Below are 23,051 nucleotides of genomic sequence, written 5' to 3'. Positions count from 1 at the left end.
AAACCAAATTCTAGCGGTTGCGCGAAACGATGAGATGGGCAAACGCCTCAAGGATCTCGGTATTGTAAGGTAGATTATCGAGAGACTGTAAGGCCTGGCGTTCAAGAGCGAGAGCCATGTCACGCGCCTTGTCGAGCCCGAGTAGCGCGGGGTAGGTGCTTTTATGCTGACGGACGTCGGATCCCTGGGGCTTTCCGAGGGTTTGGGTATCTGAGGTCAGGTCCAAAATGTCATCCTGCACCTGGAAAGCCAGGCCGATCCTTTGTGCATATTCGGCCAGGGCCTCCAGCTGTCCCGGATCATCGCATTGGGCGGTCTGCGCTCCCAGTAACACGGCACAGCGGATCAGAGCGCCCGTCTTATGACGATGAATGGTTTCAAGCTCATCCAGAGATAGCTGGTGATCCTCGGCTGCCAGATCCAGGGCCTGGCCACCACACATTCCCTGATAACCGGATGCCTGAGCCAGGGTCGAGATCAGAGTCACCTTAACCGCCGGGCTCAGCAACGTCGCGGGGGCATCGGCAATAATGGAGAACGCCAGGGTTTGCAGAGCATCACCGGCTAAAATCGCACTGGCTTCGTCGAACGCCTTGTGGACGGTGGGCTGGTTACGGCGCAAGTCATCATCGTCCATGGCGGGAAGGTCGTCATGGATCAGGGAGTAGGCGTGGATACACTCGATGGCTGCCGCGGCATAATCGAGCTCATCCGCAGTTGCGCCTAACATCTCCCCTGTCACATAGACCAATACCGGACGCAGCCGCTTGCCACCAAGCAGCAAACCATGCTCCATCGCTAGCAGCAAAACGGGAGCCAGTTTGGGTTGCCCCTGAAGCTGAGCGTGCAGGACACGATCAATACGCTCTTTGTAGTCACTGACTTTGCATTCCAGTTGCACGCTCATTCTCCGTTGCTGGTGAAGGGAACCAGTTGTCCCTGCTCGTTCAATAGCTGTACTTTTTGCTCGGCCTGATCCAGCTTTTGCTGACTTGAGCGAACCAAGCCGATTCCCCGCTCAAACAGCTTCAATGCATCTTCAAGTGCAATCTCACCTTTTTCCAGCTGCGACACAATCTGCTCAAGCTCCCCAAGAGAAGCTTCAAAGCTCATATTTTCTGGTTTTTTTGCTGCCATCGCTCGTTGTCCAGAGTTGCCTTGCCCACGAAAAGAGGGATTCTATCACTGTTTAGCGCACACAATGAAATTCGATGTTAGCGGGCCCGAAATATCCAAAGATGGACTAAACTTTCATCTACAAAGAGCCGCATGTTGATGTGGTTATTTCCTGACACATTGGCAATAAACTTGCTAGTGTTTATTTGAGGCCATTCGGCGCTCAAGCTCAGGGCAGAGGGGAGTAAATGTGGATCTCGCGACGCTATTAGGATTTGTTGGAGCGCTGGGGTTTGTGGTGATGGCGATGATGATGGGTGGCAGTATTGCCATCTACGTCGATATCCCCTCGGTTCTGATCGTGTTTGGCGGCTCCCTGTTTGTGGTTTTGATGAAATACAACATGGGCCAGTTTCTCGGCTCGGCCAAAATTGCGGCCAAGGCATTCATGTTTAAGCTGGATAAACCAGAGGATTTGATCGAGCGAGCGGTAGAGCTTGCCGATGCGGCCCGTAAGGGCGGCTTTTTGGCACTTGAAGAAGCTGAAGTCACAAATAATTTTATGCAAAAAGGGATCGATATGCTGGTGGATGGTCATGACGCCGAAGTGGTGCGCGCGACCATGCAAAAGGATATCGCCCTGACCTCTGAGCGTCATGATACCGGGGTGGGGATCTTTAAAAACCTCGGAGATGTGGCTCCGGCCATGGGGATGATTGGTACCCTGGTGGGGCTGGTAGCCATGCTCTCAAACATGGACGATCCCAAGGCGATCGGTCCGGCAATGGCGGTTGCCTTGTTAACCACCCTCTACGGGGCGATGCTCGCCAATATGCTGGCGCTACCCATTGCCGATAAACTGGGTCTTAGAATGAATGAGGAGAAACTCAACCGGACCTTGATCATGGATGCCATTTTGGGGATCCAGGATGGGCAGAACCCGCGGGTGATCGAAACCATGCTCAAGAACTATCTCAACGAATCCAAACGTAAGGTCGCCGAGACCGAGTAAGGATTAAGCATGTCTGACGAACAGGAAGAGTGTAAATGTCCGCCCCCGGGAGCCCCGGGATGGATGTCGACCTTTGCAGATCTGATGTCGCTGCTGATGTGCTTCTTTGTGCTGCTGCTTGCTTTCTCCGAGATGGATGTCCTCAAATTTAAGCAGATTGCTGGTTCCATGCGTAATGCCTTCGGGGTTCAGAGTGTGATTGAGGTAAAGGATATTCCCAAGGGGACCTCTGTGATTGCACAGGAATTTCGCCCGGGGCGCCCGGAGCCCACCCCGATCGATACCGTGATGCAGCAAACCATAGATATCACCGAAGCCACTCTTGATTTTCAGGAGGGGGAGTCAGATAGGGCCTCGGGGCAAAAGAAAGAAGCGGGGAAACAGACCGGAGGTAAGACTCCATCGCGCTCAGTGCAGCAGCTAGCCCGGGCTGTGGCTTCTAAGATGGAGAAGCAGATCAAGGAAGGCTCTATCGAGATAGAGGCACTTGGGCAGCAGATCGTGATCCGGGTGCGCGAGAAAGGTGCGTTTCCTTCCGGCTCAGCGTTCCTGCAACCTAAGTTTCGGCCGATCATCCGCAAGGTCGCCAGCCTACTCAAGGATGTTCCCGGGATCATCACCATCTCGGGAAACACAGATAATCGTCGGGTCGACTCCGAGCTTTACTCCTCCAACTGGGATCTCTCTTCACAGCGTGCCGTCGCTGTGGCCCACGAAATGTTAAAGGTGAGGGGGTTTCAGGAGGATCGCCTGATCGTTCGGGGGATGGCCGACACCGCGCCCCTGGTTCCTCACAATACAGAGTCAAATCGGCGTCGTAATCGCCGGGTTGAGATCTCCATCATGCAGGGTAAACCCAAATATTCGGCTCCTATTGAGGCTAGCAGCCAGCCATAAGCTTGTGGCGCACGATTAATTTTACGCCAGGCCTTCATCTGCCCTGCCCGGGGCGTGTATAATTGCCGGCTTTATTGAAATTAGATCCTGCTGGCAGTCGTCATGAAATTTATCGTTAAGCTTTTTCCCGAAATTGCTATCAAGAGTAAATCGGTTCGCAAACATATGAGTAAGATCCTTCAGGGCAACATTCGCAATGTCCTGAGGCGCTATGATGAGACGATCACGGTCCGCAATGATTGGGACAAGATGGTTGTCAGCAGCAAGGATGACAGCCCTGAAAATCGCGAACGCCTGATCGATGCCCTCAAGTGTATTCCCGGGATCCAGAGCTTCTCTGAGGTTAGGGTGTCAAGTTATACCGATCTGGATGATATCGCTCGCCAGGTTCGCGAGCTTAAAGAGTCGCAGCTTGCTGGCAAGAGCTTCTGTGTGCGGGCCCGTCGCCGCGGTAAACACGAATTTAACTCCCTGGATGTTGAGCGTTATGTGGGGGGGCACCTTAATCAGAACTGCTCAACCGGTGGGGTGAAGCTTAAAAATCCTGATACCGAGGTACTGCTGGAGATAGAGGATGACAAGCTCTATCTGGTTTGTGATAACTACAAGGGCCTGTGTGGTTATCCGCTGGCAACCCAGGATCATGTGTTGAGCCTGATGTCCGGTGGTTTTGACTCGGGAGTCTCCTCATTCCAGCTGATCAATCGGGGTAGCCGGGTTCACTACTGCTTCTTTAATCTGGGTGGCGCCGCCCATGAGATCGGCGTGAAAGAGGTGACCACCTATCTGTGGAACCGCTATGGTTCCTCTCACAGGGTTCGCTTCATTTCGGTTCCTTTTGAGCCGATTGTTGGAGAGATCCTGGAGAAGGTGGATCATTCCGTGATGGGTGTAGTGCTCAAGCGGATGATGATGCGTGCTGCGTCCATCGTCGCAGAGCGCTTTAATATCCCGGCCCTGGTCACGGGTGAGAGCCTGGGGCAGGTTTCCAGCCAGACCCTGGTTAACCTGTCGGTTATCGATGAAGTGACCAAGACCCTCATTTTGCGCCCCCTGATCGCAACCGATAAGCAGGACATTATCGACACCGCCCGCAAAATCGGCACTGCAGCCTTTGCCGAGACCATGCCCGAGTATTGCGGGGTGATCTCTCAACGACCCACGGTGAAGGCCGATCGCGCCGTGGTGGATGCCGAAGAGCGCAAGTTTGATATGTCACTGATTGAGAAGGTGGTCAACGAGGCCAAGGTTCAGGATATTCGTGACGTGATGGAGGAGTCGAATCAAAGCGTTCAGGAGGTGGAGACCGCCACCGAATTTACCGCTAAGGATGTGATTCTGGATATCCGTACCATAGATGAGGTGGAGGAGCAGCCCTTGCAGGTCGAAGGCATTGAGGTGATCCATGTTCCCTTCTATAAGCTTGGCAGCCGCTTTTCTGAGTTGGATAGCTCGAAAAACTACCTGCTTTACTGTGAGCGGGGGGTAATGAGTAAGCTGCAGGCACTTTACCTGCAGGAGCAGGGCCACACCAATGTGCGAATCTATCGCGGCTAACCCTCTCTCAAAGCTCACCGCTATGAAACCAGTCCTCAGGGCTGGTTTTTTAGTTTCAGAGCCGGAACTTGGCGAGAATTCATAACCGTTTGGCGGGAAGCCATAAGTATGCTAGCCGGCCCTCTGAGATGATGCTTAGGTCATTCACCAATGCGAGTAAAAGGAGTTCGCTATGGATTACAAATTACGCTTTAAACAGACTTTTGAGAAGGTTTTGGGAGATGTTCGCTTCGATGAGGCAGTGATCCGCCAGCACTTTGCCCCCGATTATCATCAATGGGTTGATGGTAAAGAGCTGGATCTGGACGACTTTATCCAGCACATGCGGGCTTTAAAAGCGTCCCTTGAGAGTTGTGAGTTTGAGTTTAGAAAGCTGATTGTTGAGGGCAATGAGTTGCACTCCACCCACTATGTCGATGCCGTGAAAAAAGATGGTGGCCGGGTCAAGGCCAAGGTGATCGGGCTTTTTAGCTTTAACCCGCAAGGACAACTCACCAGCTGCGACGAGATGACCTACCTCATCGAAGGAAGTGAGGCGGACAGGGATCTTGGATCTCGTACTTAGGAGTTACCCTCCCTTTGTCTGAGGTAGCTGTGGTAGGCCGAGGAGAATGCGGGCAGGCTTTGGTAGCCTAGATCCAGGGCGATCCGGGTCATAGATCGCCCCTCGGCCAGCCATTGGCGGGCCTTACTCATCACCAGTTGGTTGCGGTAGAAGCGAAAGCTGCAGCCAAAAGTCTGAGAGAACAAGCGATTGAGCGTTCGCTCCGAGGGGCCATAACGTTTGCTGAGCTCCCTGAGGGAGAGGTTGATCCCGGGCTCGGTGCTCAGAGCCCCAATAATCGGTAGCAGGCGCCTGTCCAGCAGGGGCAGGGATGGTTCGTCCAGCTGTGTTAGCTGGCCAAGCTGATCAAGGAATACCTGCTGATAGGAGTGTTTCAGCGAGCCATTGTCATCGAGGCGATGGCCCAGGGCGTCGATTAGGCCGATCATCACAGGTGTGACCTCAAGCTTAATAATGGCATCGGGCATGCTGGCAGGTGACTGCAAGATGTAAATCAAAGAAGCGCGGCTATTTTTCAGGACCTCAAAGCTATGCTCGGTTTTCCCCGGAACCCATATTAGCTCACCATTGGTCACCAGCTGAGTACCAATCGCGGTTCCCAGGATCCCGCATCCCCGGTGGATATAGACCAACTGAGGATGCGGATGCTGGTGGCCGGTGGTGCTCTCTCCACACTGGTACTCTCTATGCCTGAGCTTCAATGGCTCTGAGATCACGACTCTCTCCTGAAAAACATAAGACTCACATCTTTATGTGGATCGGGTTGCTTCAATGCTCCGCGTGATGGAGCAAAAATGCAAACTCCCGCGCCGTATCTTCAAAGTGCTTGAAGCGTCCGGACTTTCCACTGTGCCCGGCATCCATATCCGTATACAGCAGCAACTGGTTATCATCTGTTTTAAGCTCCCGGAGCTTAGCAACCCACTTGGCGGGCTCCCAGTATTGCACCTGCGAGTCATGTAGCCCTGTGGAGACCAAAAGGTGTGGATAATTCTGAGCCTTCACCTGGTCGTAGGGGCTGTATGACAGCATATTGTGATAATCCTGCTCATAGTTGGGATTACCCCACTCATCATACTCTCCCGTGGTTAATGGAATTGATTCATCCAGCATGGTTGAGACTACATCGACAAAGGGCACCGCGGCGATCACCGCCTTATAAAGCTCAGGTGCCTGGTTGATGACAGCTCCCATCAGCAGACCGCCGGCGCTACCGCCCATGGCCATCAGCTTATTGGCGGCGGCATAGCCTTTGTCAACCAGGCCACGGCTGACATCGATAAAGTCATTAAAGCTGTTTTGCTTATGCAGCAGGCGGCCCTTGTCGTACCAGTTGCGGCCGAGCTCTTCACCTCCGCGGACATGGGCGATGGCATAGACAAAGCCCCGGTCGAGCAGGCTCAGGTTGGCACTACTGAAATCGGCATCAAGGCTGTGGCCGTATGCGCCATAGCCATAGAGGAGCAGCGGATTTTGATGGTTAAATTTATTCTTGTGATAGACTAGGGAGACGGGTACCCGGGTGTTATCCCGGACGGAGATCCAAAGGCGCTCACTTTTATAGTTTGAGCTGTCGAAATTTCCCATCACCTTGCTTTGCTTAAGCAGCTGGCGTTCGCCACTGTCGAGATCCAGCTCGTAGATGCTCGAAGGGGTCGTCATGCTGACATACTGGTAGCGAAACTTATTGGTATCGGCGACCGGATTGTAATGAGCAAGCAGGTTGTAAGTGGGATCATTAAACTCAAAGTTTCGCTCCTCACCGCTTGTCAGGTGGATCTGGCGCATGCGAGGCAATCCCTCAGAGCGCTCCTCTACAATCAGCCAATCTTGCATCAGCTCAAAATGCTCCAGGAGTATCTCCTGGCGAGCCTCGATCAGGGTTGTCCACTCTTTGGTGTCTTGGTGACGGTTCCCTGTGGTGTTAAGCAGGGCGAAGTTCTTGCCCGGTTGGTTACTGAGTATATAAAACTTGCCCCTGAAGTGATCCAGGCGGTATTCATGCCCGGGGCTGCGCGGCAGGAACACCTCTGGGGAAGACTCTATTCTGTCCAATGGGATCAATCTGACCTCCGAGGTGGTGGTGCTTTCTATCGCGATGACCAGGTATTGCTCCGAACGAGTCTTATAGATAGAGGTGTAAAAGGTATCGTTGAGCTCCTCATAGACCAGTAGATCATCCTCAATGCAGCTCCCAAGGCAATGCAGGTAGACCTGGTAGGGTAAGAGGGTTTGCGGGTGCTTGCGGACATAGAAGATATGTTGATTGTCATTGGCCCACACACACTCTGAGATATTCTCTATTTCATCAGGCAGCGCTTCGCCGGTTTGCAGATTTTTAAAGCGCAGCTTGTACTGGCGGCGGCCGATTGTGTCCTCCGAGTAGGCCAGAATCAGAGAATTGGCAGACAGGGTCAGATCGCCCAGCTGGTAGTAATCATGGCCCTGGGCTCGCTGATTACAGTCGATGATTAGCTCCTCTGGTGCCGCCAGCTCCCCTTTGTGGCGATAATAAGCCCGGTAATCCTCACCTTCGGTGAATCGGGATTGATACCAATAGCCTTTTTTGAAGTAAGGCACAGACTCAAGCTCTGGCTCCTGGCGAGCTACCATTTCCCGATAGAGCTCCTGTTGGAGCGGTGCCAGAGGCTTCAGAGCCTGTTCGGTATAGCTGTTTTCCTGGTGCAGGTAGTCCAGCACCTCGCAGGCTTTGCGTTCATCATCTCGCAGCCAGAAGTAATCATCCTGTCTGTGGTGGCCATGGTTCTCGTGGGTATAGGGATGTTTTGCTGCTATGGGTGGAGTCAGCTTAGTGTCGTGCAAGGGATGCCCTGAATTGTCAGTGATTTTTCCTGATACTAACCAACCCGGCTTCGCTTCACAATGAAGCTAAGCCGGAGGATGGCTGCTGGAGTAGGGAGCCGGCTTGGATCATTGCCTCCAAATTGAGCCGAGCCATGGGGCTACACGCGGCATTTAGTCACATACAATCATGTGCCACAGGTGCTTAGTCTAACAGGCCTCATCAAACAGCAGCTGCCTGGCGTTAGCCAGGGTTGCATCTGTAATCTGATCGCCTCCCAGCAAACGAGCCAGCTCCTCAATACGCCGGTTCGGATCAAGGTGCTCCATGGTACTTTCGGTGGTGTCACCATCATTTTGTTTGGAAACAAACAGGTGTTGGTGCCCTTGACCTGCAACCTGCGGCAGGTGGGTAACCACCAGGACCTGAGTCGCCGAGGCAAGCTGGCGTAGCTGTTGGCCAACTCTTGCGGCGGTCGGACCACTGATCCCGACATCAACCTCATCAAAAATAAGGGTCGGGGTGGCCATCTTTTTGGCAATGATGGTTTCGATCACCAGGCTGATCCTTGAGAGCTCTCCGCCGGAGGCAACCTGGGAGAGCGGGTAGAGATCCTGACCCGGATTAAGAGAAACCAGGAAGGCGACGTCATCAATGCCATCGACGGAGGGCGCAGCCTTAGCCTTGGGTTGGATCTCTATGCTGAAGCGACCCTTTTCCATATTCAGCTCGTGGATCCCCTTCTCAATGTCGCGGCTCAATCGCTTAGCCGCCTTGTTGCGACTGGCGCTCAGCTTATTGGCGATCTCCAGATAGCATTGCTCAACGCTGGCGATCTCCTCTTTGAGCTCAAGCTGTTGCTGGTCGTTGCCTTCGAGCTGCTCAAGTTCATCGAGCAAGCTCCGGTGGTGTGCTGCCAATTGCTCAGGGCTGACCTGGTGTTTGCGCGCCAGGTTCAGCACCCGGGTCATTCGGTACTCGATCTGCTCAAACTGCTCGGGGTCAAACTCCAGATGCTGCTGATAATGTTGCAGTTCATCCCGGCTCTCCTCAAGACTGATCAAAGCTTCCTGAACCAGCTGTAGCGGATTGGCCAGCTGTTGATCCAGCTCTTTGATCTCCTCCAGCGGTGAGACTATGCCCTGGAGCAGGCTGATGACATTTTCAGAGGTATCTCCCCCGAGGCGTTCAAGGCACTCATAACTGGTTTGCTGGAGCTGAGAAAAGTGGGAGAGCTGCTGATGCTGCTGCTCCAGCTCCAGATATTCACCTTCGGCCAGGGCTAGCTCATTGAGCTCTTCGGTTTGGTACTGGAGCAGCTGCTGACGGGCATGGCGCTTTTCCTGTTGCTGTTTTAGCTCCTGGAGTTGCTGAGTCAATTGTTGGTATTGGATGGCGCAGTTGCGGGTTTTTTCGAGCAGGGTGGGGTGCTCTGCAAAGGCATCAATAATGTTACGCTGCTGGTCGCTGCGTAACAGCTGGTGATGGGCATGTTGACCATGGATATTGATCAATTTATCGCCCAGGGCCTTGAGCTGGCTTAAGGGCACCATGTTGCCATTGATATAGGCCCGGGAGCGTCCCTCCGCGGTAATGGTCCGGCGAAGAATACACTCCTTGCCATCGAGAAGTTGCTGCTCTTCGAGCCATAGTTGAGCCTGAGGGTGCTCCGAAAGTTCGAAGTGGGCACACAGCTCGGCGCGAGGAGCACCCTTACGAACGATACGGCTCTCTGCTCTGCCTCCGAGACAGAGGTTCAGAGCGTCAAGGGCGATCGATTTTCCAGCCCCGGTCTCACCCGTGATACAGGTCATCCCTGGTTGAAACTCTAATTCCTGGTATCTGACGATCGCAAAGTTGGCAATAGTGAGCTGGGTCAGCATAGAGCACCTGTATAAATCAACATTACTGTATATGTGAACAGTATAGCTTGACTTATCTGTGAGTGGAATAATCAATTGAGATCATGAGGAGGTAGCCAGGATGAAAACCGAGTTGGAGAAAATGTTGAGTGGAGAGATCAGCCGGGCAGGGGATCCCGAGATCCATGAGATCCGCATCCGGGGACAGAGATGGCTCTCAAAATTTAATCAAAGTGAGTTTACAGCCGATACAGAGCGCCGGGAGTTGTGCGAGCAGCTTTTCGGTCATTTTGGCAAAGGGAGCATTGTTTGCTCACCATTTACCTGTGAGTTGGGGCAGTTCATCGAGATTGGGGAAAAGTGCTATATCAATTTTAATGTGACCATTTTGGATCTGCACAGGGTGAGCATTGAGGATCATGTGATGATTGCTCCTAATGTTCATATTTATACGGCAACCCACTCCCTGGATCACAGTAAGCGCTTGGACTGGGAAGTCATCGCCAAGCCCGTCACTCTAAAACGGCACGCCTGGATTGGTGGAGGAGCGGTGATCTGTCCGGGAGTTACCATAGGTGAGCGCTCAGTGGTTGGGGCCGGAGCCGTAGTGACCCGGGATGTTCCCGATGACTGCGTGGTTGCCGGAAATCCTGCCCGGGTGATCAGGAAGCTCAATCAGCATGAACTTCAGGCATCACTGTGATGATGGAGTTGCCGACAGGCAGTTCCTGGCTCATTCTTAAATCGAGTTGATGAATCAAACAGAGCAGAACTATTTTCGGGGTGAGACAGGAGATGTCTCAATGATGCCAGTGCCAAGGAGGCCCCATGAAATATGCAATTTTTTGCGGCAAAGGTTATTTCAAGTGTGAGGTGACCGCCGACTCTCCTAAAGATGCTGCAGTTATCTATGCCACGGAGCGACTCAGCCACCAACAGCAGGCAAGAATAGTCTTGTGTCCTAAGGAACGAGAGGCGCAATATGTGGTCTATGAAATGGATGGGGAGGTGCCTGACTATGAGTTTGAAGATGAAAGGGCATTTGCCTCGGCGATTCCGGTACAGGGGGATCCCTACCACTATGTGGATGAATAATTCTATCTGAACCCTGTGCTATTGAGTGGTTGATTCATTCTCAGGTTCGGCCTGAGCTTTTTAAAGGAGAGTAAATATGGCGTTGGCGCAGCTAAAGGCTAGGTCCTGGGTCCAAAAAATATCGGGAGTATTGAGAAGGGTGGTGACCATTGATGACTCCTCGACTCGTCCGGTGCATTCCTGGACCACTCTGAATAAAACTCTGCATATCAGTTTTGCCAGCCTGATCATCTTGCAGCTTCTGAGCAGTGATCTGATGCATAGTCCCTGGAAACCGGGGCGTGTCGTCAGTGATTTTTCTGCCTTCTTTTTCTATTTTCACCTGATAGCCGGCTGCCTGACCCTGTTTGTCCTGGTGTGTTATTTTCTGCTGAATCTGTCTGAAGCGGCCCGGGCACACCTCTATCCATGGGGGCGCCAGGGGCGTGCGGATATCATGGCCGATCTGCGGCAGATTTTCTGCCAACGCAAGATGCAACCGGCCCATCGTTGTGGCGGGCTGGCGGGCCTGGTTCATGGCCTTGGCTTTTTGGCTGCGGTGGGAACGGCACTGACGGGAGCTAGTTGGTTACTGCTGCGTCAGATGGGGTTTGCTCCCGATCTGGTTCACTTTGTCAAAGAGTGTCATGAGTTTATGACAACCTTCGTGTGGATCTATGTGATTGGCCATGTCTGTCTTGCGGTGGTGCATTTTCTGGTCGAGGATGACTCCCACGCCAACGGCTAGGTTATAGTTTATCTTGTATTGAAGTAGGGGCATTATCAGATGCTGTGATTATGCCCCTGAATATTCTCCCTTCTTTAAATCACTCTATCTTGGGTTTGAACCGCTTGCCTGAAATGGCGAAATAAAAGCTATCTGTGCGCCCTGTTGGCTTTGTCAAAGTTAAGCATCTACATTTTAAAAGTTCCTTGTTATGCTTATCGATAACAGGGATACATTCGGAGCGTTCCATGCGACTGCTTGTATTCAGTGCTTTGGTCGTGCTGCTTAGCGCCTGCCAACCACAAAGCTCTGATCACCTATTTCAGGGATATGTCAGTTCAGATTTAACCTATATCAGCTCTTCTCAAAGTGGGGAGTTGACCCGGTTACCCGTGAGTCGTGGCACCCCGGTCGCCAAGGGTGAGTTGTTGTTTGAACTGGATAAGGATCCACAGCAAACCGAGCTCAAGCAAGCTTATGCGACCATGCAGCAACTGCGCTTTGAGCTCTACGATCTGGAGAAGGGAAAGCGTGAGCCCTACATCGAGGGGATCAAGCAGCAGATCCGCGAGTTGGATGCCAAACTGGAGTTAGCACAGAAAACCTTCAAGCGTTACCAAACCCTTATCAAGAGTGGTTTGATCCAGCAGGAGCAGGTTGACGAGTCTCGCTCCGAGGTTGAGCAGCTTACCCATCAGCGGGCAAACCTGCAGCAGAATTTGGTGATTGCCGAATTGCCGGCCCGTGAGGATCAGGTGGAGGCGGCCAGGGCTCAACTCGAATCTCAGCAGGCACTCCTGATCAAGGCGCGCTGGGCTTTGGCTCAAAAAACGCTGCATGCCCCCGCCAAGGGGCGCATCTTTGATACCTATTACCGGGTCGGGGAACAGGTTCCGGCCAATCAGCCGGTGTTGTCACTGCTGGATCCGGACCAACTGAGAGTTGATTTTTTTGTTCCCACCCGACAGCTTTCTTCGATAAAGCCTGAGCAAAAAGTGCTGCTGAGTGACAGCATGACCCACAAGCGGCTAACGACCGGGCTGGTGAGCTTTATCTCGCCCGAGGCAGAGTATACGCCGCCGGTTATCTACAGTGAAAAGCGGATGCAGGAGATGGTCTATCGAGTCGAGGTCACACCGAATAAACCTTTAGAATCAGGCCTGAATCTGGGACAACCCGTGAGTGTGGAGCTATGTGATGCAGGCGCCTGCAATTAATGTTACCGGGCTGACCAAGCGTTTTGATGGCCAGGAGGTTGTCAGCGGGCTGAATCTGCAGATAGAGACAGGGCAGATCTATGGTTTTCTGGGCCCCAACGGTAGCGGGAAAACCACCACCATGCGGATGCTGTGTGGCCTGCTAAGCCCGGATGCCGGCAGTGGCTACTGTCTGGGATTGGATATTTGCACCCAGACAGAGCAGCTCAGGAAGCGGGTTGGCTATATGACCCAGAGATTCAGTCTCTATGAAGATCTCAGCATTCGCGAGAATCTTGATTTCACCGCCCGCATCTATGGGATTGACCAGCGGCGTCAGCGGGTAAATCAGACCTTGGAGCAGCTTGGGTTTTCAAGAAAGCGCGCCAATCAGTTAGCTGGCCAGCTCTCCGGCGGATGGAAACAGCGGCTGGCGTTGGCCTGCTCTATGATCCACAAACCCAGGGTATTGCTGCTCGATGAGCCAACGGCGGGCGTCGATCCCAAAGCAAGAAGGGAGTTCTGGGATGAGATCCATCGTCTGTCAGAGGAGGAGAAGGTCACCACCCTGGTCAGTACCCACTATATGGATGAGGCGGAGCGTTGTGAGCGACTGGCTTTTATCGCCTGGGGTCGGATCATGGCCGATGGTACCCTGGAGTCGATTTGCAAAGAGACCGGGCTTCGAAGCTGGGAGATCCGCGGAAATCGGGTCCAGCGGCTGGCGCCTGAGCTCAGGCTACTGCCAGGGATTGAGCAGGTGGTCTCTTTTGGGCAGACCATCCATGTGATCGGCACCGATGCCGGGGTGATTGAGCATAGCCTTAAGGGGTATCGCAAGGAGTTTAAACTCAGTGAGCTGCCACCTTCGGCAGAAGATCTCTTTATCTATCTGATGAGCCAGGCCAGGGATAACTTCTCATGAACCGATTCTTCTCGATATCCCGGCTGTGGGCGATGATGATCAAAGAGTTTATCCAGATGCGCCGGGACCGCATGACCTTTGCGATCATCCTGGGGATCCCGGTTCTGCAACTGATCCTATTTGGCTATGCCATTAATACCAACCCCAAACACCTTCCGGCAACTGTGGTGATCCAGGAAAAGTCGCCTCTTATCAGTGAGTTTGTCGCCAGATTGCAGGCCAGTCGCTACTTTGAGTTGTCTCAGCCCGCCCACAGTCTTCAGCAGGCGCAGCGCTGGCTGGATGAGGGGCGGGTGATGTTTGTGATCCGCTTTGAAAAAGACTTTTCTAAAAAGCTTATTAAGGGTCAGCGCCCCAAAATTTTGATGACCACGGATGCCACCGATCCGGTGGCGGTCAGTTATGCTTCCAGTGCCTTTGATGCGGTTGCCAGTGAGGTGTTTAGTGACGATCTTCCAGGATCGCTCTCCTATCTTAAGCCGGGGGAGAACCCGGTTCAGCTGATTATCCATAACAGATATAATCCTGAGCTTTACTCCCAATACAACATAGTGCCGGGCTTGATTGGGGTGATCCTGACCATGACCCTGGTGATTGTGACCTCTCAGGCCCTGACCCGGGAGCGTGAACGCGGCACCATGGAGCATTTGCTGGTGACCCCCGTCCGCCCGCTTGAGGTGATGCTGGGTAAGATCCTGCCCTATGTGATCCTGGGCTATGCTCAGGTCCTGTTGGTGCTGGTGTTTGCCTATTTCCTGTTTGATGTGCCGGTGCGGGGCAGCGTTGGCTTGCTGCTACTGTGTGTGCTGCCCTTTGTGATTGCCAACCTGGCGGTTGGGATGATGTTTTCTTCGGTGGCGCGAAACCAGCTGCAGGCGATGCAGATGGCGTTTTTCTTCTTTCTGCCGTCACTCTTGTTATCCGGCTTTATGTTTCCGTTTCGCGGAATGCCCGAATGGGCGCAGATGCTTGGGGAAGTTCTGCCTCTGACCCACTTCGTGCGGATTGTCCGAGGGATCATGCTCAAGGGCAACACTCTTCCCCTGGTGTGGCCCGAGATCTGGCCGATTTTGCTGTTTATGCTGGTGGCCCTGTTCTTTGCGTTGCTGCGCTATCGGCGGACCCTCGATTAGTTGGTCATTTGCCGCTGCCGAGCGGTGACGGGAAGAGGCCGTTCTCAGGCGTCCTGCCTTCCACGGCATTAATACATCCTGTATGACAGGATATGCTTGTCCAATACCCTCTTCACTCCCAAGGACACCCTGATATTTTTGTTATTTGGCTTGCAGCCAGCTGAATTTGTGCTTTCGGCACAGGTGTTCGACCGCGAACAGCGGGTTAAGGGGACTGCTCACCTAGTCCCCTAACAACCCCGAGGGAACCTCCCGATTCGCATCTCTCCTCAAATCATAGTGCTTTGAAGTACAGCGCAGACAGTATGCCCCTATACTGGCTGCGCACTCGCAGCGTTTATCATCCTTGATAAACTTTTCCAGTTCGACATCCCTGCCTCTCGTTCCGCTTCAAATATTGAAGCTTCACCCATGCTGCTCAACTTCAAATCACTTTATGATTTTTCAGCCCGAATCAAAGGGGAAATTAAACCTCATGAGCGAGTCATACGGCGAATGGTATAGGGTTGTTGTTTGGTTTCGAGGCAGGATGCCGAGGGGCGCAGCTCTGCGGAGGGATTCGCAGCGCGGAGCGAACTTTTGGTTACTTTTCTTGATAGAAAAGTGACTAGCCAGTCGGGCGAGACCGGCAATTGTCACGCAGTGGCAAGTAGCCATCCGCAGGATATATAAAGGGGTTATTCTTGGTACAAAGTTAACTTGTGATATTTGACTTGCTGTCAGTAGTTTTGTGCCTTCGGCACATTGCCGCTGCGATGTATAGGATATACGAATGCAGCGATCATCAGGGATAGTAATAGCTGCCGAGCGGCGGCGGGAAAAGGGTATTGCTTGTCCAATACCCTCTTCACTCCCAAGGACACCCCGAAATTTGCTTCATCCTCATGATTCATCAGATTCACTAACGGACAGACGGAACATCCATGTCCCGGCTATCCTTCAATCGCGGTTATCATCCTGATAACCCTTTCCGGTTCAGCATCCCTGCTTCTCGCTTCATTGCTGCGCAATTACGCCCATATGATTGATACGTTCATCAACAATGAACCATTCGCTGCAAATAGACGGGGCCCTAAGTACCCGTGAGCGAGTGCCGAGGCGAACTATAAACCCGCTATTTTTGTTTTCGAGGCAGGATGCCGAGCACCGGAGCTTGATGGAGGGACCCATCACGCGAAGGGAGCTTTTGATTACTTTTGGCGGTACAAAAGTAATGTGCTGCCGGCACCCCGGCAATAATGCAGCGCAGCTGCAAAAAGGCCACCCGCAGGATAAAGTGGATGCAGCTACTCTGATCCCAGGATCACATCATCAGCCTTGGCGTTACGGGTGGTGCGGTAGCTCAGCAGTCGCAACAGTAACATGCAGATCAGGATCCCGGTCAGGGTCTCGAAGATATGGCGTACCGAGCTTAAGTCGATAAACCCGGAGGAGAAGGTCCAGAAGGCACCAAACACGATAAAGATGGTCCCGGTCAGGGCCCCGGCAGTACCGGCCATCTTGGGGAAAAGACTCAGGCAGACACCAAGACAACGAGTGAAGATGATATTGGATGCCAGGATCACCAAAAATGAGACGCCGCAGTAGAGATAGATATTGTTGAGGATCGCTGCAGGTAGTAAGAAAGTCCCAAGGCTTACCACTAAAGCACCGATGAGTGCCCCATTGACCGCAGGATTAAAGTCAAAGCGATGCAGGAATAACCGGTTGGCCAGGCCTCCGATGATCCAGGCCGAACCAACCAGCAGCAAAATTCGTCCATAGGTGATAGGGGAGTAGCCGAGATCATCGATGATGATAAAGGAGCTGAAGATATTAAAGATATACAGGGTTGAGATACACAGCCCTGCCAGTAGAGCCGAGGTGGTAAACTCGGGATTCTTCAGAATATGCAAGACACTGCGGGTGGAGATCGAGAAATTGCTATGACGGTGACGATTGGTTTCGGGGAGCAAGATTAGTACTGCCAGCACACACAGCAGACCATAGAGCGCCAGGAAGTAGTATGAGTATTTCCAGTTAAACATCTCCTGGAAGTAGCCGCCGATGAGAGGCGCCACTATGGGGCCGATTCCCCAGGTGATCGTCAGATAATTGGCCACTCGCTTGCGCCCTTCAAAGCTATAGCTGTCGGTGACAATGGCCCTCGAAATAGCGGCTGAGGCACCTATGCTAAGCCCCTGGATAAACCTGAGTGCCAGCATCATCTCGATCGACTGACTTAACGGGATCGCCAGGGTGACCAGGATAAAAGCTGCGGTGGCCCATAAAATAACCGGACGTCTCCCAACAACATCCGACAGCATCCCATAGAAAACCTGGCTCAATCCATTCCCCAGAATATACACAGAGACAGACATCCCAACCAGGACATTGGTGCTACCAAAGAGCTGGGTAATAAATGGTAAAGAGGGAACCGATATATCTACCCCTATCCCGGAGATCGGGGTTAGCAGCAGAATGATAAATAGCAGCCATGGGCTGTTTTTAACAGAGGATTCAGGTGAGCTCATCACGTCTCCTTCACACTGAGAATGGATATGATGCCGGTCAAGGAGTGGTCTGTGAAGAACTGGCAGAAAGAGGCTGCCTCCGGCTATCATCAGGGAGGCAGCATAGCATGCGAAATTAGCTTATAAAACCATCGATAATGTAGGCGCTTTGCTCCAGGGTGATCTTTTGGCGTTCGCCCAGGGCGGTTAAGCCATGCTTTTCCAAAGCGGCGAGGATTTTATTCTTTGCCTCTGGATCCTCAATCTCGTTGCCTTTAAGGGTGGTGGCAACTCCCAGTTGGTGATAGAAGTCCTCGATGGCATCTATGGTGCGCTCTGCGAGATCGTCACCTGGCGTTAAGCCAAATACATTCTGGCCACACTGGGCGAGTTTTTCCCGCTTATCATGGATCATCTGGCGCAGCAGGGCAGGTTGAACGACTGCCAATGTGCGCGCATGATCCAGTCCATACAGGGCGGTTAGCTCATGGCCGATCATGTGGGTTGCCCAGTCGTGAGGAACACCGGCACCGATCAGTCCGTTCAGCGCCTGGTTGGCACTCCACATCAGATTATCCTGCCATTCGCGGGTGGCACGTTGATCATACTCATGACCCAGGCGCAGCAGGTTCTTCAACAGGGCCTCGGCATAACCATCCTGTACCCAAGCCTGGGTTGGATAGGTAATATACTGCTCACAGACATGGACGAAGGCATCGACTATGCCGTTGATCAGCTGGCGCTCCGGCAGGGTGGCCATTACGCTTGAATCCAGCACCGCAAATTTAGGCTGAACTAATGGGGTATGAAACACTCGCTTTTCATGGGTACTGGCCCGGGTGATGACGGCGCCGGCGTTGGACTCGGAGCCGGTTGCTGGCAGAGTCAGTACGGCAGCCAGAGGAACCGCCTGATCGACCGTGTGTTTTCCTTCAAGAATATCCCAGCCATTGCCGGTATAGGGCGCTGCCGCGGCGACATATTTGGAGCCATCGATAACGGAACCTCCGCCTACCGCCAGAATATAGTTAATCTCATGCTCGCGAACTTTAGCGACCGCCTTGTCCAGGGTCTCTACGGTCGGGTTGGGCTCGACACCGGAGAACTCAAACCACTGGTGCTCACTCAGCGCACTCTGAAGCTGCTCATAGACACCGTTACGCTTGATAGATCCGCCACCGTAGATCACCAGAACGCGAGCATCTTGGGGAAGCTCTTTACCAAGTTGACTAATTTCGCCTTCGCCAAACAGGATCCGGGTTGGGTTTACGTAATTGAATTGCATATGACCTCACACCTTTTTATGTTTTGTGTCTCGCCTTGCTATCGCAGCGGCGGCCAATTTCGCTAACTATACTAGTAAAGTCACCGCTATCTTCCCATACACATCAGTCGCAAAAGCTTGCCTGTTTCTGCTTTATAGCTTTTTTTTTTGACTTTATTAGGACATTATCTTGCTTAAAAGTACTAAGGTTCGATTATGAGTGAGATTAGGAATAAGATAATCCAGCTTCTGGAGAAGCTTAGTGGTGAGGGCGGTAATGCTCAGGTTGAGACCGAGCTACCCGGGGTGCGCTTACTCAAATTAGAGCAGTCGATCCCACGCAGGCCTCTGGTATACCAGTCGGGGTTGGTGATCATTGCCCAGGGGCATAAGGTGGGTTATCTGGGCGATCAGGTATTTCACTATGACAGGGAACATTATCTGGTATTGGGGATGCCGATCCCTTTTGAGTGCGAAACTCATGCCTCGAAAGATGAACCTCTGCTGGGCCTCTATATCGACTTTCCATTGGCCTCGGTGCAGAGAGTAGTGCGCCAGTTGCAGGATTATGCAGGGGACATGCCCTTTTTCGATCAGACTCTGTTGCCCGGCGTTGCTGCGGTGGCACTGGACCCGCAACTTAGGGGCTCGGTGCTGCGTCTGCTCGATTGCCTTGGAAATTCCCGTGATTGCCAGCTCCTGGGAGAATCGCTGCGCGATGAGGTGATCTACCGGGTGGCGACCGGTCAGAAAGGAGCTGTGTTGGCGGCGCTGGCAGAGCAGCAGGGCCCCTATTCGCGACTGGTAGGAGTGATCAACCATATCCATAGCCACTACCAGGATCCTCTGCTGGTGGATGAGCTGGCTTCTAAGGCGCATATGAGTAGCTCATCGTTTCACCGGGCTTTCAAGCAGGTCACCTTTGAATCACCACTGCAATACATCAAAAAGATCCGCCTCAACAAGGCCAAGGAGATGATTGAGTATGAGTCGGTGCGGGCGAATATGGCTGCGCTACGGGTGGGTTATAAGAGCCCGGCCCAATTCAGCCGGGACTTCAAGGGGTTATTTGGTATCCCTCCAAGCCAGTTAAAAAGAGGCGATGACACTTTTTTGGGGAAGGACGCTGAGCATACACCGAACTGGTGATATCAGCTGTGCTGAACAGTGTCCTCTGTCCCATCTAAGCCTGGGCCACCACCAGAGGATGGTTTTCCAGCTGAATGATCCGGGAGTTCACCTCAAAGACCCGCTTGAGCATGGGGCGGTCAATCACTTCTTTGGGCTTCCCATAGACATGGAGCTGACCCTTGTGCAGGGCTGCTACCTTATCTGAATACTGGATGGCCAGGTTAAGATCATGGATCACCATCAGGGTATAGATCTGCTGCTCCCTGGTATAGCGTTTGACATATTCGAGCAGTTTGAGTTGGTTATTGAGATCAAGAGCCGAGGTGGGCTCATCCAGGATCAGCACCCTGGGTTTGTTGATCAGTGCCACGGCCAGGCCGACCATCTGGCTTTCACCTCCTGAAAGCTGCATGCAGTTCTTACTGGCAAGATGCAAAATACCCATCTCGGACAGGAGCTGCAGTGCCTTGTTGGCACTCTCGGGCTTGGAGAAAAGGGTCGTCGCATTGATGTTGAGCACTGAGATCAGCATTTCAACCACGGTTGTGCTGCTAAAGATCCGGTGATCCTGGGGAAGATAACCAATATCCCTGTGTGCTAATGGCTGGTCATCGAGGGTGATGATAAAGTTTTTACGCCGATCCCGCTTGGTGATCTCCTTGAGCAGGGTCGATTTTCCGGTGCCGTTTTTTCCGATCACAGAGACCAGCTCACCGGGTTCAATCTGTGGCAGGCTCAGACGATTGAGTACCTTTTTCAGACCAAAGCGGACCGTGAGATCCTGAATATTAAGCGCCATGGAAGCTCCCCTTTCCTTTCAGGATGAGGTAGATGAAAAATGGGATCCCAACCATCGACATCATCACTGTCAAAGGCAATATGGTACCCGGCATGATTGATTTACTGGCGATCGAGGCAAGCTCCAGCAGGACAGCACCAATCAAAAAGGAAGCGGGCAGAAAATAGCGCTGATCCTCACCCAGGATCATCCGGGCAATATGCGGGGCAACCAGGCCAACAAAGCCGATCGCTCCGACGAAAGAAACAGACAAAGAGGCGATGATCGAGACCAGTACCAGGGTCTTATTTCGCAGCAGCCGAATATTGACTCCCATCGACTCGGCACGTGCATCGCCAATGGTCAGGGCCGACAGCTTCCAGGCATCTTTAAGCATGATGCAGAAAATGATGGGAAGTACGACGGCCAGAATGGCGATTTTGTCCCAGCTTCCCCGCGAGAGCGAACCCATCTGCCAGAATACCAGGGTCTGTAACTGAGTCTCGCTTGCGATGTAATGCATCATGATCAGCAGGCTGTCATAGGCAAACATGATAGCGATCCCAAGCAGCATCACCCCTTCAATGGAGATCCGTTTGAGAGAGGAGACACTGGCAATAAAAAAGGTGGTTAGCAGGCACATTAAAAATGCTAACACGGGAACCTGATACTCCACCGGGATAATCGGCAGGGCTACCAGGTTGGTAATCACCAAAGAGGCCCCAAATCCAGCGGCCGCAGAGACCCCAAAGGTGTAGGGATCGGCCAGGGGATTATTCAAGGTAGTCTGCATCTGGGCACCGGCCAGGGCCAGGGCTCCTCCGACCAGAGGCGCCATCAGTGACATCGGCATCCGGATATCCCAGACGATGATCCGGCTGGTTTCACTTGCCTGATCGGGGGCAAATATCGCCAGCAGAACCTGCGACAATGTGAGTCCCTGGGAGCCGATCAGGATGTCGGCAATCAGGCAGACGATTCCGGCGAGGATCATTCCCAGCAGTAACAGGCGCTTGTTGATGGTTCTGGCCCGGTAACAGGCCAGTTCGATATCTATGCTACTCATTGAACAGCCTTGAAGTTATTGATGCCAAAGGTGCCCGAGACATCCGTGCCCGCCAGCAGCCTGTTCATCTCAGAGAAGGTTTGGTCTGGATCTAAGTTTTTGAATGCCTGGGGATAGATCCACTTGGCAAAGAACTCAATGGCGACCAGGTTATAGGGGGAGTTGTAAAAGGGCATGTAGATGGAGTAGATGCGCTTATCCGAATAGTCTTTGCCAACCTTGAGCCATGGACGGTCCATCAGCTTCTCGGTCGCCTGGCGGATCATGGCAGGATGGGTGGGCGCATACCCCAGGGGAATACCGTTACTGGCTCGGCCCTTTTCATCGATCCACCCCGTGGTTTGCATGATGTAGAGATCCGGTTGGCTGGTGATCACTGTCTCGGGAGAGAGCTGACCGCCCTGGGCTTTCCCAAGATATTGATCGGCCACATTGGTTGCACTCAGCAGGGGGATATAGCCTCCCATGTTGCTGTTGCCAAAGGTGTTGCAGCAGGACTCGGTGTAGCCAGCGGCACGCTCAATAAATACTTTCTGGTGCTTTTGAGAGTCCGGAAGCTTGTTAATGGTTGTCAGCAGTGCATCGAGGTGGGATTGGTAATAGCTGGCAAATGCCTGACCTTGCTTAACCCGATTGACCGCCTTGGCAATTGTCATCACTGAGTCCAGGGTATTTTTGACCGGTTGCTCGCGAAAATCGATCGCAATCACCTTAACTCCGGCTTTATCCAGAGTCTTCAGCAGCCCCTGATCACGGGCAAGCTTGATATTGGAGAGATCCACGATAAAGAGATCCGGCCTTGGCTTCAGGTTGATAAAGCGCTCGGCATCAAACTCACCGGACTTGATGAGGCCAATTTGCGGGATCTTTTTCAGCTCGGGATACTTTTTCACATAGTAGGCATACATGCTGGGTGCAGAGATCCGCATATCATCGCGCCATGCCGCCAGGTGCTTGGCGGCATCTTGCTGATAGATCATCTCCAGCAGTGGAAAGACCCTGCCCGTCGATAGCGCTATGTGCTGGGGCTGATGCTCAATGGTGACCTTACGGCCTGCCACATCTGTGACTGTAATCGGGTAATACCCGGCAAAGGAGGGCAGGGAAACCAGAACACTTAACAGGATCAGGATTTTTACTAAGGGCTTCATTGAGTCTTTTATTCCATTCGATCAGGGTTAGACCAGCAGCGCTGGTGCAAAGGATATGACTGCGAATGGTAATGAAAATGAGATTGATTATCAATATCAATCATTGTGCGGTTTTATCTGGGGGTTATGTTTCAGCTCGGTTGTTTGTATTTAAGAGGCATTGGTTTCCGCATCACAGGCCTTCTGCCGCAGGGAAGCGGCAGTAGAGATTCCAGGGATGGATTTACAGCGTGCCGGTGATGGCTGAATCCAAACATCAGCAACTGATGTCAAACACCACCTATTTTGGCTGTTGAGAAGTG

Annotated in this window: 21 protein-coding genes; 11 read left to right on the top strand and 10 right to left on the bottom strand. The window is 52.6% G+C overall.

The window, feature by feature from the left end; genetic code table 11:
- Positions 1–10: 10 nt before the first annotated feature.
- Entirely contained in the window at positions 11–901 is an 891-nt protein-coding gene (gene ispA / locus DB847_RS17540; protein ID WP_234418424.1) for a (2E,6E)-farnesyl diphosphate synthase, read from the bottom strand.
- A 2-nt stretch (positions 902–903) separates the two neighbouring features.
- Positions 904–1,137: an exodeoxyribonuclease VII small subunit gene (locus tag DB847_RS17535; RefSeq protein ID WP_108651873.1), complete on the bottom strand. Its 234-nt coding sequence runs from the start codon at positions 1,135–1,137 to the stop codon at positions 904–906.
- A 229-nt stretch (positions 1,138–1,366) separates the two neighbouring features.
- Here DB847_RS17535 and pomA point away from each other — a divergent pair, with 229 nt between their 5' ends.
- The 4 genes from pomA (at position 1,367) to DB847_RS17515 (ending at position 5,147) form a co-directional block, all read left to right on the top strand.
- On the top strand, positions 1,367–2,128 hold the full coding sequence (pomA, locus tag DB847_RS17530) for a flagellar motor protein PomA (RefSeq protein WP_108651872.1): 762 nt from the start codon (positions 1,367–1,369) through the stop codon (positions 2,126–2,128).
- Positions 2,129–2,137: 9 nt separating this feature from the next.
- Positions 2,138–3,025, top strand: a complete 888-nt coding sequence (locus tag DB847_RS17525) for a flagellar motor protein MotB (RefSeq protein ID WP_108651871.1) — start codon at positions 2,138–2,140, stop codon at positions 3,023–3,025.
- A 102-nt stretch (positions 3,026–3,127) separates the two neighbouring features.
- Positions 3,128–4,582 carry a tRNA uracil 4-sulfurtransferase ThiI gene (gene thiI, locus DB847_RS17520; protein WP_108651870.1) on the top strand — a complete coding sequence of 485 codons (1,455 nt, stop codon included), beginning with the start codon at positions 3,128–3,130 and terminating at the stop codon, positions 4,580–4,582.
- Between the two features lie 172 nt (positions 4,583–4,754).
- The gene (locus DB847_RS17515) at positions 4,755–5,147 is read left to right on the top strand and encodes a nuclear transport factor 2 family protein (protein WP_108651869.1); all 393 of its coding nucleotides are present in this window, start codon (positions 4,755–4,757) and stop codon (positions 5,145–5,147) included.
- On the opposite strand, the gene DB847_RS17510 is transcribed toward DB847_RS17515, so the two are convergent.
- The 3 genes from DB847_RS17510 to recN all read right to left on the bottom strand — a co-directional run bounded on the left by DB847_RS17510 (position 5,144) and on the right by recN (position 9,833).
- The gene (locus DB847_RS17510; RefSeq protein WP_108651868.1) at positions 5,144–5,863 is read right to left on the bottom strand and encodes an AraC family transcriptional regulator; all 720 of its coding nucleotides are present in this window, start codon (positions 5,861–5,863) and stop codon (positions 5,144–5,146) included. The two genes, DB847_RS17515 and DB847_RS17510, sit on opposite strands and share 4 nt — an antisense overlap.
- Before the next feature lie 52 nt (positions 5,864–5,915).
- Positions 5,916–7,994 (bottom strand): S9 family peptidase, encoded by a 2,079-nt coding sequence (locus DB847_RS17505; protein ID WP_199911880.1) that lies wholly within the window; start codon positions 7,992–7,994, stop codon positions 5,916–5,918.
- A 165-nt stretch (positions 7,995–8,159) separates the two neighbouring features.
- Positions 8,160–9,833, bottom strand: a complete 1,674-nt coding sequence (gene recN / locus DB847_RS17500; RefSeq protein WP_108651866.1) for a DNA repair protein RecN — start codon at positions 9,831–9,833, stop codon at positions 8,160–8,162.
- A gap of 100 nt (positions 9,834–9,933) precedes the next feature.
- Between recN and DB847_RS17495 the strand changes: the two genes are divergently transcribed.
- The 6 genes from DB847_RS17495 to DB847_RS17470 all read left to right on the top strand — a co-directional run bounded on the left by DB847_RS17495 (position 9,934) and on the right by DB847_RS17470 (position 14,867).
- Positions 9,934–10,515 carry a sugar O-acetyltransferase gene (locus DB847_RS17495; RefSeq protein WP_108651865.1) on the top strand — a complete coding sequence of 194 codons (582 nt, stop codon included), beginning with the start codon at positions 9,934–9,936 and terminating at the stop codon, positions 10,513–10,515.
- 125 nt (positions 10,516–10,640) lie between these two features.
- Positions 10,641–10,907: a hypothetical protein gene (locus tag DB847_RS17490; RefSeq protein WP_108651864.1), complete on the top strand. Its 267-nt coding sequence runs from the start codon at positions 10,641–10,643 to the stop codon at positions 10,905–10,907.
- A 76-nt stretch (positions 10,908–10,983) separates the two neighbouring features.
- On the top strand, positions 10,984–11,634 hold the full coding sequence (locus DB847_RS17485) for a cytochrome b/b6 domain-containing protein (RefSeq protein ID WP_108651863.1): 651 nt from the start codon (positions 10,984–10,986) through the stop codon (positions 11,632–11,634).
- A gap of 227 nt (positions 11,635–11,861) precedes the next feature.
- On the top strand, positions 11,862–12,830 hold the full coding sequence (locus tag DB847_RS17480) for an HlyD family secretion protein (RefSeq protein WP_108651862.1): 969 nt from the start codon (positions 11,862–11,864) through the stop codon (positions 12,828–12,830).
- Positions 12,811–13,734, top strand: a complete 924-nt coding sequence (locus DB847_RS17475) for an ABC transporter ATP-binding protein (protein ID WP_108651861.1) — start codon at positions 12,811–12,813, stop codon at positions 13,732–13,734. Before DB847_RS17480 ends, DB847_RS17475 begins: the two co-directional genes overlap by 20 nt.
- Positions 13,731–14,867, top strand: coding sequence for an ABC transporter permease (locus tag DB847_RS17470; RefSeq protein WP_108651860.1), 1,137 nt, complete (start codon positions 13,731–13,733; stop codon positions 14,865–14,867). The genes DB847_RS17475 and DB847_RS17470 overlap by 4 nt, the downstream gene beginning before the upstream one ends.
- A 1,286-nt stretch (positions 14,868–16,153) precedes the next feature.
- On the opposite strand, the gene DB847_RS17465 is transcribed toward DB847_RS17470, so the two are convergent.
- Both DB847_RS17465 and DB847_RS17460 read right to left on the bottom strand, forming a co-directional pair.
- The gene (locus tag DB847_RS17465) at positions 16,154–17,380 is read right to left on the bottom strand and encodes a multidrug effflux MFS transporter (RefSeq protein WP_159084713.1); all 1,227 of its coding nucleotides are present in this window, start codon (positions 17,378–17,380) and stop codon (positions 16,154–16,156) included.
- Positions 17,381–17,495: 115 nt separating this feature from the next.
- On the bottom strand, positions 17,496–18,644 hold the full coding sequence (locus DB847_RS17460; RefSeq protein ID WP_108651858.1) for an iron-containing alcohol dehydrogenase: 1,149 nt from the start codon (positions 18,642–18,644) through the stop codon (positions 17,496–17,498).
- A 195-nt stretch (positions 18,645–18,839) separates the two neighbouring features.
- On the opposite strand from DB847_RS17460, the gene DB847_RS17455 reads away from it, so the two are divergent.
- Complete coding sequence (locus DB847_RS17455) at positions 18,840–19,772, top strand: AraC family transcriptional regulator (protein ID WP_108651857.1); 933 nt, start codon at positions 18,840–18,842, stop codon at positions 19,770–19,772.
- A 34-nt stretch (positions 19,773–19,806) separates the two neighbouring features.
- On the opposite strand, the gene DB847_RS17450 is transcribed toward DB847_RS17455, so the two are convergent.
- From DB847_RS17450 to DB847_RS17440, 3 genes are read right to left on the bottom strand one after another with little or no spacing between them, the layout of a single operon-like run.
- A complete protein-coding gene (locus tag DB847_RS17450) occupies positions 19,807–20,553 on the bottom strand; it encodes an ABC transporter ATP-binding protein (RefSeq protein WP_108651856.1) in 747 nt (248 codons plus the stop codon).
- Entirely contained in the window at positions 20,543–21,598 is a 1,056-nt protein-coding gene (locus DB847_RS17445) for a FecCD family ABC transporter permease (RefSeq protein ID WP_108651855.1), read from the bottom strand. Before DB847_RS17445 ends, DB847_RS17450 begins: the two co-directional genes overlap by 11 nt.
- Positions 21,595–22,749: an ABC transporter substrate-binding protein gene (locus DB847_RS17440; protein ID WP_108651854.1), complete on the bottom strand. Its 1,155-nt coding sequence runs from the start codon at positions 22,747–22,749 to the stop codon at positions 21,595–21,597. Before DB847_RS17440 ends, DB847_RS17445 begins: the two co-directional genes overlap by 4 nt.
- Positions 22,750–23,051 lie beyond the last annotated feature (302 nt).

It is taken from the genome of Dongshaea marina (genome assembly GCF_003072645.1).
In the GTDB taxonomy this organism is placed as follows: domain Bacteria; phylum Pseudomonadota; class Gammaproteobacteria; order Enterobacterales; family Aeromonadaceae; genus Dongshaea; species Dongshaea marina.
Note: the sequence above shows the minus strand (reverse complement) of the source record. Positions and strands in the feature narration are given on the sequence as shown.

Coding starts and splice junctions, on each gene's coding strand:
- DB847_RS17440 (WP_108651854.1), bottom strand. CDS start 22,749: ATGAAGCCCTTAGTAAAAATCCTGATCCTGTTAAGTGTTCTGGTTTCC.
- DB847_RS17495 (WP_108651865.1), top strand. CDS start 9,934: ATGAAAACCGAGTTGGAGAAAATGTTGAGTGGAGAGATCAGCCGGGCA.
- DB847_RS17445 (WP_108651855.1), bottom strand. CDS start 21,598: ATGAGTAGCATAGATATCGAACTGGCCTGTTACCGGGCCAGAACCATC.
- DB847_RS17450 (WP_108651856.1), bottom strand. CDS start 20,553: ATGGCGCTTAATATTCAGGATCTCACGGTCCGCTTTGGTCTGAAAAAG.
- DB847_RS17465 (WP_159084713.1), bottom strand. CDS start 17,380: ATGAGCTCACCTGAATCCTCTGTTAAAAACAGCCCATGGCTGCTATTT.
- DB847_RS17490 (WP_108651864.1), top strand. CDS start 10,641: ATGAAATATGCAATTTTTTGCGGCAAAGGTTATTTCAAGTGTGAGGTG.
- DB847_RS17470 (WP_108651860.1), top strand. CDS start 13,731: ATGAACCGATTCTTCTCGATATCCCGGCTGTGGGCGATGATGATCAAA.
- DB847_RS17485 (WP_108651863.1), top strand. CDS start 10,984: ATGGCGTTGGCGCAGCTAAAGGCTAGGTCCTGGGTCCAAAAAATATCG.
- DB847_RS17525 (WP_108651871.1), top strand. CDS start 2,138: ATGTCTGACGAACAGGAAGAGTGTAAATGTCCGCCCCCGGGAGCCCCG.
- DB847_RS17475 (WP_108651861.1), top strand. CDS start 12,811: ATGCAGGCGCCTGCAATTAATGTTACCGGGCTGACCAAGCGTTTTGAT.
- DB847_RS17535 (WP_108651873.1), bottom strand. CDS start 1,137: ATGGCAGCAAAAAAACCAGAAAATATGAGCTTTGAAGCTTCTCTTGGG.
- DB847_RS17480 (WP_108651862.1), top strand. CDS start 11,862: ATGCGACTGCTTGTATTCAGTGCTTTGGTCGTGCTGCTTAGCGCCTGC.
- recN (WP_108651866.1), bottom strand. CDS start 9,833: ATGCTGACCCAGCTCACTATTGCCAACTTTGCGATCGTCAGATACCAG.
- DB847_RS17515 (WP_108651869.1), top strand. CDS start 4,755: ATGGATTACAAATTACGCTTTAAACAGACTTTTGAGAAGGTTTTGGGA.
- DB847_RS17460 (WP_108651858.1), bottom strand. CDS start 18,644: ATGCAATTCAATTACGTAAACCCAACCCGGATCCTGTTTGGCGAAGGC.
- thiI (WP_108651870.1), top strand. CDS start 3,128: ATGAAATTTATCGTTAAGCTTTTTCCCGAAATTGCTATCAAGAGTAAA.
- DB847_RS17455 (WP_108651857.1), top strand. CDS start 18,840: ATGAGTGAGATTAGGAATAAGATAATCCAGCTTCTGGAGAAGCTTAGT.